Annotated in this window: 12 protein-coding genes and 3 pseudogenes; 4 read left to right on the forward strand and 11 right to left on the reverse strand. The window is 58.8% G+C overall.

What is annotated here, in order from left to right:
• Nucleotides 1–8: 8 nt before the first annotated feature.
• The 4 genes from rstB (at nucleotide 9) to DFO50_RS17015 (ending at nucleotide 3,324) form a co-directional block, all read left to right on the forward strand.
• Nucleotides 9–1,307 carry a two-component system sensor histidine kinase RstB gene (gene rstB / locus DFO50_RS17000; RefSeq protein ID WP_028499205.1) on the forward strand — a complete coding sequence of 433 codons (1,299 nt, stop codon included), beginning with the start codon at nucleotides 9–11 and terminating at the stop codon, nucleotides 1,305–1,307.
• Between the two features lie 136 nt (nucleotides 1,308–1,443).
• Nucleotides 1,444–1,713 carry a hypothetical protein gene (locus tag DFO50_RS17005; protein ID WP_028499204.1) on the forward strand — a complete coding sequence of 90 codons (270 nt, stop codon included), beginning with the start codon at nucleotides 1,444–1,446 and terminating at the stop codon, nucleotides 1,711–1,713.
• Complete coding sequence (locus DFO50_RS17010) at nucleotides 1,713–2,498, forward strand: serine protease (protein WP_112692904.1); 786 nt, start codon at nucleotides 1,713–1,715, stop codon at nucleotides 2,496–2,498. Before DFO50_RS17005 ends, DFO50_RS17010 begins: the two co-directional genes overlap by 1 nt.
• Before the next feature lie 52 nt (nucleotides 2,499–2,550).
• The gene (locus DFO50_RS17015; RefSeq protein ID WP_308418261.1) at nucleotides 2,551–3,324 is read left to right on the forward strand and encodes a TatD family hydrolase; all 774 of its coding nucleotides are present in this window, start codon (nucleotides 2,551–2,553) and stop codon (nucleotides 3,322–3,324) included.
• Here the strand turns inward: DFO50_RS17015 and DFO50_RS17020 are convergent.
• The 11 genes and pseudogenes from DFO50_RS17020 to DFO50_RS19695 all read right to left on the reverse strand — a co-directional run.
• A complete protein-coding gene (locus DFO50_RS17020; RefSeq protein WP_158537493.1) occupies nucleotides 3,305–4,030 on the reverse strand; it encodes an anaerobic ribonucleoside-triphosphate reductase activating protein in 726 nt (241 codons plus the stop codon). The genes DFO50_RS17015 and DFO50_RS17020 overlap by 20 nt on opposite strands.
• Nucleotides 4,008–4,184: an anaerobic ribonucleoside-triphosphate reductase gene (gene nrdD / locus DFO50_RS19835; RefSeq protein WP_107890306.1), complete on the reverse strand. Its 177-nt coding sequence runs from the start codon at nucleotides 4,182–4,184 to the stop codon at nucleotides 4,008–4,010. The genes DFO50_RS17020 and nrdD overlap by 23 nt, the downstream gene beginning before the upstream one ends.
• 41 nt (nucleotides 4,185–4,225) lie before the next feature.
• Nucleotides 4,226–5,947 carry a ribonucleoside triphosphate reductase gene (locus DFO50_RS17030; RefSeq protein WP_036385947.1) on the reverse strand — a complete coding sequence of 574 codons (1,722 nt, stop codon included), beginning with the start codon at nucleotides 5,945–5,947 and terminating at the stop codon, nucleotides 4,226–4,228.
• A gap of 415 nt (nucleotides 5,948–6,362) precedes the next feature.
• Nucleotides 6,363–6,847, reverse strand: a pseudogene (locus DFO50_RS20015) (contact-dependent growth inhibition system immunity protein).
• A gap of 164 nt (nucleotides 6,848–7,011) precedes the next feature.
• On the reverse strand, nucleotides 7,012–7,281 hold the full coding sequence (locus tag DFO50_RS17045) for a colicin immunity domain-containing protein (RefSeq protein ID WP_112692908.1): 270 nt from the start codon (nucleotides 7,279–7,281) through the stop codon (nucleotides 7,012–7,014).
• Nucleotides 7,278–7,598 carry a colicin D domain-containing protein gene (locus DFO50_RS17050; protein WP_112692909.1) on the reverse strand — a complete coding sequence of 107 codons (321 nt, stop codon included), beginning with the start codon at nucleotides 7,596–7,598 and terminating at the stop codon, nucleotides 7,278–7,280. The genes DFO50_RS17045 and DFO50_RS17050 overlap by 4 nt, the downstream gene beginning before the upstream one ends.
• A 252-nt stretch (nucleotides 7,599–7,850) precedes the next feature.
• Nucleotides 7,851–8,186, reverse strand: coding sequence for a DUF596 domain-containing protein (locus DFO50_RS17060; protein WP_112692911.1), 336 nt, complete (start codon nucleotides 8,184–8,186; stop codon nucleotides 7,851–7,853).
• 44 nt (nucleotides 8,187–8,230) lie between these two features.
• Nucleotides 8,231–8,962, reverse strand: a pseudogene (locus DFO50_RS17065) (IS3 family transposase); the annotation flags it as partial.
• A pseudogene (locus DFO50_RS19690) lies at nucleotides 8,955–9,523 on the reverse strand (transposase); the annotation flags it as partial. The pseudogenes DFO50_RS17065 and DFO50_RS19690, both read right to left, overlap by 8 nt.
• Nucleotides 9,524–9,639: 116 nt before the next feature.
• Entirely contained in the window at nucleotides 9,640–10,005 is a 366-nt protein-coding gene (locus DFO50_RS18985) for a hypothetical protein (protein WP_146745129.1), read from the reverse strand.
• Nucleotides 10,002–11,096, reverse strand: a 1,095-nt coding sequence (locus tag DFO50_RS19695) for a hypothetical protein (RefSeq protein ID WP_233495296.1), incomplete at its 5' end; no start/stop codon positions are given. The genes DFO50_RS18985 and DFO50_RS19695, both read right to left, overlap by 4 nt.

Here is an 11,096-nt window from a genome sequence, read left to right on the forward strand (position 1 = left end):
CCCCCGCCATGCGCAAGCTGTTCTTCCGCTTCTACATTACGGTTGTCGTCAGTTTCCTGATTTCGGTGCTGGTCATCGGCGCGATCTACAAGAACGAGGTGCGCGGCACGACCCAGCGCTACCTGATCGACATCTTCGAGACCTCGCTGTACCTGATCGAGCGCGAGCTGTCCGACTACCCGGAATCGGAGTGGGAGGATGCGCTGAACAATATCCGCAACCGCATCCCGCTACCGGTCGAGATCGAGGCGCTGGATGCCTACGTGCTGTCGCCGGAAAACCAGAAGGCGCTGCGTGAAGGCAGCATCATCCGGCTCGAGGACAGCAATCTGTTCCTGCAGCGCATCCCGCACAGCGAATACCTGGTGGCGATGGGACCGGTCAGCTACCTGCACTATGTCGGCACCCTGCAGTGGATCGACGTGTTCGCCATTCTCAGCCTGTGCCTGACACTCGGCGTGCCGACCTTCCTGTGGATCAGGCCGCTGTGGCGGCATGCGCGTGAGCTGACCCAGGTGTCGCGCCGTCTCGGCAGCGGCGACTTCGCCGCGCGCGCGGTGCTGCCGGACACCTCGGCGCTGGCCGATCTCGGCAATACCGTCAACGGCATGGCAAGCAATATCGAGGAGCTGATCGCCGGCCGCAAGGTGATGATCAATGCCGTATCGCACGACCTGCGCACGCCGATCGCCCGTCTGCGCTACCGGCTGGAAATGCTGCGGGGCGTCACCGCCGAGGCCACCGGCGCCGAGAAGGTCATCGAGCAGATCGGTCGCGACCTCGACAATCTGACCGACATGACCGAAGAACTGCTGCTGCTCGGCAATCTGGAACGGCCGGAGCTGGAGCTGAACACCCAGCCGATCGTCATCCGCCCGTGGCTGGACGAGATGCTGGCCGGCTTCGACTGGGGCGACACGCCGCCGACGCTGAGCTGCAACCTGCAGGACGACCAGGCGGTGCTCGGCGACCCGTACTACCTTGGCCGCGCCGTCGCCAACCTGATCGTCAACGCCCGCCGGCATGGCGGCGGCCAGGTCGCCATCAGCGCACTGTGGCGCGACCAGCAGATGACCATCCACGTCGATGACGACGGCCCCGGCATCCCGGCCGAAAGCCGCGACCAGGTACTGCAGCCGTTTACCCGCCTCGACGTGTCGCGCAGTCGCAAGACCGGCGGCTACGGGCTGGGCCTGGCCATCGTGCAGCGGATCATGCGCTGGCATCGCGGCGAAGTCCGGGTCGGCGATGCGCCGCTGGGCGGCGCCCGGCTGACGCTGGTCTGGCCGACACCGCTAACCCAATGATGTAAAAAGCGTTTATCTACACCGCGTTACAAACCAAAAAAATCACCTTCTGTACAGCGGATGACATAAAAAAAATAATGAACGCTCTGATCCTGCCGGCATGTCGCCGGCCGGCGGCCTTTGACGGGAGACGTTCATGAACAAACTGTGTGTCCTCCTGCTGGCGGCCTGCTGTAGCGCCGGTGCCGTCGCGCTGGCCGCCGCGTCTGCGCCGGACCCGTTCGTCCAGGTCGCCGACGTCAAGGTGGAAAAGAAAACCCTGAAGAAGCCCGGCTCGCGCAAGCCGGTCCCGTCGTCCTCCGCCATTCCGTACATGAGCAAGCGTCCCGACATCAAGGCCGACCACAGCGCGCAGAACCGCGTGGCCGGCCCGGTCGCCCACTCCAGCCCCAAGATCCTGCACTGATGTCCGTGCTGTTGCGCGTACTCGCGCTCTGCCTGGCCCTGCTGCCCATGGTCGCCGGTGCGGACAGCGCGGCACAGCGGCGCCAGTTGCTGTTCGGCCACGACGACCGCGTGGCCGTCGACGACAACAGCGTCGCGCCGTACGCGGCCATCGGCAAACTGGAGATGCAGAGCGGCGCCCGCTGCTCGGCCACGCTGATCGCGCCGGACCTGGTCGCCACGGCCGCCCACTGCTTTGCGACCGAGCCCGGCCGCGTCGACCGGCCGGTCAGCTTTATGGCCGGCTACCGCGACGGCCGTGGCCAGGCCATCTACCGCGCCACCGGCATGCAGGTGCCACCGGGCTTTCGCCACGGCGTGCATCAGGTCGGCGAACGCCTGTTCATCCGCACCCGGGCAGCACCCTTCGATATTGCGCTGGTCCGCGTCACCAGATTGCGGGGCCGCGCCGACATCGCCCCCATGCCGGCTTTCGACGGCGATCGTGACGCACTGCGCGATGCGCTGACCCGCCGTGACAACCGCGTCGAGCAGGCCGGCTATGCCTACGACCACCGCGAACAGCTGTACACCCACCGCGACTGCCGGGTCACTGCACTGAACGACGACAATACCCTGTCCCATCGCTGCGACACCCTGTCCGGCGACAGCGGCTCGCCCATCTGGCTCGAGACTGCCGACGGCCCGCGCCTGATCGCCGTGCAGAGCGCTGCACCGACGGCGGACCGCCGCGCCAGCGCCGACAATACCGCCGTCACCCTGCTGCAAATCGCGTCCCGCCCCTGATCCGGCAGCGGAAATCATCGCGGCAGCCGCCCTGCAGCCCTACACTGTGCCCATGATGCTGATCGATACCCACTGCCATCTCGACGCGCCCGAATTCGACCGCGAGCGGGACGCACTGGTCGACGCCGCGCGCAGGACCGGCGTGACCGATATCGTGGTGCCGGCCGTCACGGTTGCCAACTTCGCCACCACCCGCGACATGCGCGACCGCTACGGCTGTCTGCCGGCGTTCGGTCTGCATCCGATCTACACCGATCAGCATCTGGACAGCGACCTGGAACAGCTGGACGAGTGGCTGACGCGCGAGAAACCGGTAGCGGTCGGCGAAATCGGCCTGGATTTCTATCTGGAGCAGATCGACCCGACGCGACAGGAACGCCTGTTTGCCGAGCAATTGCGGCTGGCGAAAAAACACGACCTGCCGGTGCTGCTGCATGTGCGACGCTCCGCCGACCGGGTATTGAAGTATCTGCGCCGCTTTGGCATCGAGCGCGGCATCGCCCACGCTTTCAATGGCAGTGAGGAGCAGGCACGCGCCTATCTGCGTCAGGGACTGAAACTCGGCTTTGGCGGCGCGATGACCTATTCCGGTTCCCTGCGCATCCGCCGGCTGGCGGCCACGCTGCCACTCGACGCGCTGGTACTGGAAACCGATGCACCGGACATCCCGCCAGCCTGGGCCGCCCGCAGCGAACCAGCCGATGTCGCCCGCTACGCCAGCGAACTCGCCAGCCTGCGCCAGCTCGACAGCGAACAGGTGGCCGAGGCCACCAGCGCCAATGCGCGGGCAGCACTCGGCCTGCCGCTCATGCCTCGCGCCAACTGAAAGACACAAAGCGCTCGCGCCAGTAGTCGAGCACTGCGGCACCGGGCCAGCGCGCAGGATCGGACAGCGGCAGTCCGTCGGCCTGCCGGCCCAGTTGCAGGGCTACTTGCCGGATGCCGCGTGCCGCCAGCGTGTCGGCCAGCCGGTACAGATCTTCGGCATTCATGCAGCCCGGGTCGAGCGTGGTCCGGCACTCGAACGGGGTGCCGCTGGCCTGGACAATGTCCAGCGCACGCCACACCCGCGCTTCACTGCCTGGCACCCGGGTCACGGCGTCGATGCCACCCGGCGCCGCCTTGACGTCCAGACCGATCCAGTCGGCCCGTTTCGCCACCTGCGCCAGCCGGTCCGGATAAATGCCGGCCGTATGCAGGCCAATGCCGAAACCCAGCGCCCGCATCTCGTCCATCCAGTCCGGCAGCTGCGGCGCCAGCGTCGGTTCGCCACCGGAGAACACCACACCATCAAGAAAACCGGCGCGTGGCGCCAGCCGCCGGCGCACCGTGTCCCAGTCCAGCGTACCGGCATCGCGCGACTGGATGCCGGCATTGTGGCAATAGCCGCAGCGCCACGGGCAACCGGCGACGAATACGGTCGCGACCAGCCGCCCGGGCCAGTCGCAAGTGGAAAACGGTTCGACACCGGCGACCGGCAGGCCGCCGGTCACCGCTGTCGCCTGCCGCTCAATGACGGGTACGGGATTCATCGAAGTGGACACGTTCTTCGAACTCGCCCTGCTTGCCGACATTGAACGCCGACACCGGGCGGAAATAGCCCATTACCCGGGTCCACACTTCGCAGCGGGTGCGCTCTTCCGGCGCCAGCGTGGAACGGGTCGATTGTTGGTCGTGCTGAGTCATGGATTTCTCTCCTCGGATGGAAGTGGACGGAATGGCGGCGTTCAGGCCGCACACCCGCATTGGCCCGCCGCGCGGCTGGCCAGCTTCTCGGCGTCGCACTTGGGGCAGTATTCGTGATGGCCGCTGAGGTAGCCGTGCACCGGGCAGACCGAGAAGGTCGGCGTGACCGTCAGGTACGGCAGGCGGAAGCGCTCCAGCGAACGCCGCACCAGCCGCTTGCATGCATCAGCCGAGCTGATCGCCTCGGTCATGTACAGGTGCAGGACCGTGCCGCCGGTATAGCGGCGCTGCAGCGGCTCCTGATGCGCCAGTGCCGCGAACGGATCGTCGGTATAACCGGCCGGCAACTGGCTGGAATTGGTGTAGTACGGCTTGTCGGCCGTGCCGGCCTGCAGGATGTCCGGGAAGCGCTTGCGGTCCTCGCGGGCAAAGCGGTAGGTCGTGCCTTCCGCCGGCGTGGCTTCGAGGTTGTACAGATGGCCGGTTTCTTCCTGGAAGCGGACCATGGCAGCACGAATATGGTCGAGCAGATCCACTGCCAGCTGCAGTCCGTCCTCGCTGGCGATATCCCAGGCGCCGCCGCTGAAGTTGCGCACCATCTCGTTGATGCCGTTCACCCCCACCGTCGAGAAGTGATTGCGCAGCGTGCCGAGGTAGCGACGCGAATACGGGTACAGCCCGGCATCCATCCAGCCCTGAACTTTCTCGCGCTTGATCTCCAGGCTGTCGCGCGCCAGTTCCAGCAGCCGGTCGGTGGCAGCGAACAGGGCATCGCGATCACCGGCGAAGCGATAACCGAGCCGGGCGCAGTTCAGCGTCACCACGCCGAGCGAACCGGTCTGCTCGGCGCTGCCGAACAGACCATTGCCGCGCTTCAGCAGTTCGCGCAGGTCGAGCTGCAGCCGGCAGCACATCGAACGCACCATCTGCGGTTCCAGATCCGAGTTCAGGAAGTTCTGGAAGTACGGCAGGCCATACTTGGCGGTCATCGCGAACAAGCGGTCGGCGTTGTCGCTATCCCAGTCGAAGTCCGGAGTGATGTTGTAGGTCGGAATCGGAAAAGTGAACGCGCGGCCATGCACGTCACCCTGCGACATCACATCGAGGAACACGCGATTGATGCGGTCCATTTCCGGCTGACAGTCGCCATAGCTGAAAGGCATTTCCTCGCCGGCGATGACCGGAATCTGCTCGCGCAGGTCCACTGGGCAGGTCCAGTCGAAGGTCAGGTTGGTAAACGGCGTCTGCGTGCCCCAGCGCGACGGCACATTGAGGTTGTAGACGAACTCCTGCATCGCCTGCTCGATGGCACGGTCGTCGAGCCCGTCGCGGCGAACGAACGGCGCCAGATAGGTGTCGACACTGGAGAACGCCTGCGCACCGGCCCATTCGTTCTGCAGCGTGCCAAGGAAGTTCACCATCTGACCGAGCGCCGACGACAGGTGCTTCGGCGCCCCTGCCTCGATCCGTCCCGGTACGCCGTTGAACCCTTCATGCAGCAACTGGCGCAACGACCACCCGGCGCAATAGCCGGCCAGCACGTCAAGATCGTGCAGGTGGAAGTCCGCGTCGCGGTGCGCCCGGGCAATCTCCGCCGTGTAGATGCCATCCAGCCAGTAGTTGGCAGTCAGCTTGCCGGCCGCGTTCAGGATCATGCCGCCGAGGCTGTAGCCCTGGTTCGCGTTGGCGGAGACGCGCCAGTCGGCGCGGCTGAGGTATTCGTCGAGCGTACTCAACGGATTGATAAGCGTCGTGTCAGTCATCACAACATCTAGTGTTTTAAGTCAGGTTTGCACTATATGTTGATTTTTTGTCCATGACACGGGTAAGACAGAAAGGCTTGATCGGGGTCAAAAGCCGCGCAAAGGAGGCTGACTCATCCCTGCGACGGTGGTACGGCGGGCGATTACCGGGCATGCCGGCCAGTACTTCCGGACCTGCTGCGACCACCACCATCGGTAGCGACTGACTCAGGTTACTGGCCTGCTGGTAGTGCCAGGCCGGTGGCAGTCCCGGCGCACTGGCCGATGGCAATCGGGCCGGACCCGGCCAATCCAGATTGGCTCATCCACCGACAGGCACACGTCGCGACCAGCCTGCCGGGGCTTGAGCAGTCGTTCAGGGAAGCACGTGCGAAGTCCTTTTTCACAGAGGGCATGTAGCTTATGGCTGTCCCCCTTATCTACAGCGACTGAATGCCAGCCGGAGTGCAGCGCCAATTTCTGCCTCAGAGCTGTTTGACGGGATAATGACTTTGTCGCTTTCTTTTATTCCGGTTCCGCTCCACGCCTCTAGCTGTGCATGCCATGTAGGATTTATTTTTATGGTCATTTCATCATTCTCAACCACACAAGTTCGCATAATTCTGAATAAGGTTTTTTTCGTTTTATATTTATATTTTTCTTTTAACAACATTACCCACTTTTCGTGTTCAATTTTCCGTTTTTTATAATCAAAAAAATTCCATATTCCTCTAGCGTCAATTCACGGCTTTTTGAAAGTGCCACAAGTAGCGCAATGCCCAATTCTTTATCAGTAGCCTCTGCCGAAAGCAAACATTGCGCGCCTGCATAATCTCTTCCTAGCAAGCCCAGCCCCGAATATGTCTCAATACAAAAAAAATCACCGTTCCAAAGTGCATTGGCCCATTTTTTCTTTTCCATATTACCTCACCATTGTAAAGACAATTTTTACACTTTGCGATTCCCCATACTCAACTGCTTTATGAAATCGCTCCTGTGGATAAGTGCTCGCGACAGGTTAGAAATTCCAGTCTACCGTGGGATAATAATCCGGATGAAGATCAGGTCAGGAAGGGGACAAAGAGTCACAAGCATCTGTCAATGATTGACAAAATTTCATTTTTTAGTTGGCCATCGTTAAATTCGTATACCTCACGGGTTTCATCATCTGCGCAGTACATATCAGCAGCGCAAAATATGCTAGATAAGCACTCACTTAGGTGAGGTTCATCATTCAGAATGATTCCACTATCTCTCTCAATCCTCCATAAATTAATATATATATCAGAGAAGTCAGAGGCAGATATTTCCCCATCAACAAAAGACTTAGCTAAATCTAAAAGGGTAGCACTCATCGTAGAATTCCATTTTTCATATAATTTTCAAATTGTGGCGCATTAGGATCCAATTTGAATCCTGTAACAAATTTACCTGTACTGTCCAGCACTACAACATTATTTGTTTTTGGATTAAAAAATACCTTTGAGTATTTTAAAAATCCATAAATCCCATGAGGCTCCGTGTGTTTAGAATTTAAATGAGATTCGATAGCTGCTCCAAATTGACCAAGTGTGCTAGGATTTTTCTTTGTAGTTACCACACCAAAATCAGCAGCATGTTTGAATTTTCTGTCTAGCTGCTGCTGAGAAATGCTTGTTGATTCACCTGAAATAGGTTATTTGGAATAGCTATTCGGGTCATAGGCCCTGACAGCGCCGCCGAGGTTTTCAATAAGGTACTGCACCCATCCTGCAGGCGTCAGCGGAATCCCCTCAAGCCCCTTGCCCAGCTCGACAAGCTGCTCAGCCCCCTTGGCCCCAGCCCGAACTCCCGCTCGGTCTTGTCGTATCCCGACAAGAGAGACCGTAACGCCAGCGCATTCTTCCATTAATTAAATGCTGGTTTTTGCTCGAAAGATGCTCAATTAAGCCCAATCTATCGAACCATCTGGCATGTTCCAGCCAATGCCGGTTGGGCAACTATCTAGAAAAAACCACATGCCATTATTTACATCTTCATCTTGTTCTGGAAAAGATTTTTTAAAATCATTAATGATTGCATCTGCAGGCTTATCTAAGATAGATCCATTCTTAGCCAAAGAAATTATTCTGGCGTCAAGCATTCTTTTCAAAATCCACAAAAATTTATTTTGCCTATCAGAATAAGAGCAACTATCGTCCTCTAAATACAACCAGATCACATCCAGTGCCATACCGCGTGCATGGGTGACAATAAATTTATACCGTTCTTCTGAAATCATATTTCATGGACTTGCCCCCGTACCTCAGGACACCCGTTCCCGCCTCAGGTTGAAGGAATCGCCAGCCGTCGGAACTCCCGGGGGGACCGGTAGCCCAGCGCACTGTGCGGGTGGTACTCGTTGTAGTGCTCGAAGGCCTGTGCCAGGTTCGCCAGTGCGGTTTTCCAGTCCGGCTTTGGCATGAAGGCGATGTAATCACGCTTCATCGTCCGGACGAAGCTCTCCGCCATCCCGTTGCTCTGCGGACTGCATACCGGGGTCGTCACCGGCTCCAGTCCGATCTCCCGGGCAAAGCGGCGGGTCTCTTCCGCCGTGTAGGCACTGCCGTTGTCACTCAGCCATTGCACGGCATACGGAGGTCGTTCCAGGCTGAAACGGTGCTCGACGGCTGCCAGCATCACGTCGCGTACGTCGTCACCACTATATCCACGCCGACTGGCGACCCAGCTCAGTGCTTCCCGATCACAGCAGTCCAGTGCAAACGTGACCCGCAGTTTCTCGCCGTTGTCGGCATTGAACTCGAAGCCCTCCGAACACCAGCGCGTGTCGCTGGCTGTCACGGCCACACGGCCTTCGTGCCGGCGTGTCTGCCCGGGCTGCTTGATCCGCCGCACCAGCAACAGGCCATGCTCGCGCATGACCCGGTAGACCCGCTTCCGGTTCACCCTTGGCAAGGCTTGCTGATCGCGCTGGCGCCGCAGCACACTCCAGGTGCGGCGATAGCCGTAACTGGGCAGATCAACGATGACCGCCTTCAATTCAGCTACCAGCGCGGATTGCCAGGCACTCGCGTGTGTACACATCAACTATCGTCAGAAAGCGCAACCGGCTCCCGTTGAACAACTGATCTGCTACGAAATCCATGCACCAGACTTGGTTCGGCGCTGTGGGCACAGGGCTGTGCTCTCGATGTCGTGCACTTTTGCTACGCCGAGGTCGCCAGTTGCGCAGGTTCAGTTCCGTACAGTCGGTGGGTACGTTTGTGATTGACCTGCCAACCTTCCAGTCGCAGTCGCACCTGAATGCGCCGGTAGCCGTACCGTACACGGACCTCCGCAATCTCCCGAATGCGTTGCCTCAACGGCCCATTGCGGTCGCTACCAGGTCGATAACGATAGGTCTTTCGATTCAATTGAATCAATGAGCAGGCCCGCCGCTCGCAACTGCCGCAGCCGGCGGAGTTCGGAGACCCCAAATCCGCCGAACTTCTTGCGCCACGTATAGTACGTGGCATCAGAAATCCCCATCTTCCGGCAGATCTCTTCAACCCTCGTGCCAGTCTCTGCCTGGCGCAAGGCAAACGCGATCTGCTCTTCCGTGAACCGTGACTTCTTCATGCTGCCGCTTCTGTGGGTAAGTGCTCGCGACAGGTTAGAAATTCCAGTTTACCGTGGGGTAAAAATTCGAGTGAAAATCAGTTCACCTATACCGGCAGCTTACTTAGCCAATAAAATCATCTAATTAACGAGCCCCATGTTACGACTATAGATGGCTTTAAATAAATCTCAACTGTCGTTACCAAATCAGAGAAAACTGCCTCAGCATACAAATATTCACTCAATTTATCATGCTTAATTTTAAATTCTTTAAACCCCTCGCTTATGCTTCTAGAAACTTCAATTCCATTTAATTTTAATTTAGTTTGGATCCACCCTTCAGAGACACTAAATGAAAACATCAAACCAACTCCATTTTCTCCGGTAAATTCATATACGTAATTTTGATCGTCTTTATCGAAGATAATAGCTTCCCCCTCAAAAAATGACAACATGTCAATTTCATCTGGATAATTTTCAATAAACATTATCTGCTCTCTCACCTACGCGGAATCGTTGTAATAAAACGCCTCGACCCATCTGGCATTTTCTGAAAAGTTGTCTCTAATTTTACGGCCTTGCCAGAAGAGCCAATAAGCAATGAATCCCTAACTTCAAAACTGCCATACTTATTAGTAAATGAATTTATAATATTGCCTTTCCCCTGAGATACCATTTTGAAATGATCAGCAAGAATCTCCTGCCCGCGTGCATTATTGCTGAGGCCTAGCCGCTCCATTTCAGCGGCAAGCTGCTTAGAGCGATTCGCATTGTGATCATTACTGGATGAATTACCAAACAAGTAATCGAATTTTTTAGGATCTATTACTGATCCTAACCCCGTTTTTCCCCCTTCATTAGAATAGCTGTTCGGATCATAGACCCTGACAGCGCCGCCGAGGTTTTCAATAAGGTACTGCGCCCATCCTGCTTGCGTCAGCGGAATTCCCTCAAGCCCCTTGCCCATCAGCTCGGCAAGCTGCTCAGCAAACCCTCTTGGTTCCAGCCCGAGGTCCTGCTCGGTTTTGTCGTACCCGGGCAAGCCCGGTAGCGGTGTGACCTGAGGCTTGCCCGGGATCCCCGGCAAGAGAAACGGTGGCGCCAGCGCATTGTTTTCCGTCTCCAGCTTTGCCGCGATGGTGGCGGCAGCCGTCTCGCCTCCCGTGGCAGCCGCCGTGCCGGCCACAATGCTGCTGATGAGCTTGGATCGGGCTTCTTTTTCTTCCGCCGTCAGGCTGCCAACCGCCTTGCCGTTCAGGCCATCCAGTAAATTGTTCAACACCACGCTGGCCGCGGCGCCGCTGGCTCCTGCGCCACAACTGCCACCCTGAGCGGCGGCTCCTGCGCAGGCCACCAGTCCCTGCAACGCGGCACGGGCCGTTTCGCTGTCCAGCTTGTCGGCGATCTCCTTGACCTTCTCCGCCGCCAGTCCCTGCAGGTAGTTGACCGTCGCCCCCTGCAGCATCTGCGCGGCCCCCCCGCTGACGTTGCCCCCGGCTGCGGCCGTCAGTGCCGTGACCACCCGCCGGTAGTCGCCGCCCGGCCCCCACCTGGCCGCTTCCCGGTACTGCTGTGCCAGGGTCAGGCGGCGCGC

It is taken from the genome of Microvirgula sp. AG722 (genome assembly GCF_003269145.1).
Taxonomy (GTDB): domain Bacteria; phylum Pseudomonadota; class Gammaproteobacteria; order Burkholderiales; family Aquaspirillaceae; genus Microvirgula; species Microvirgula aerodenitrificans.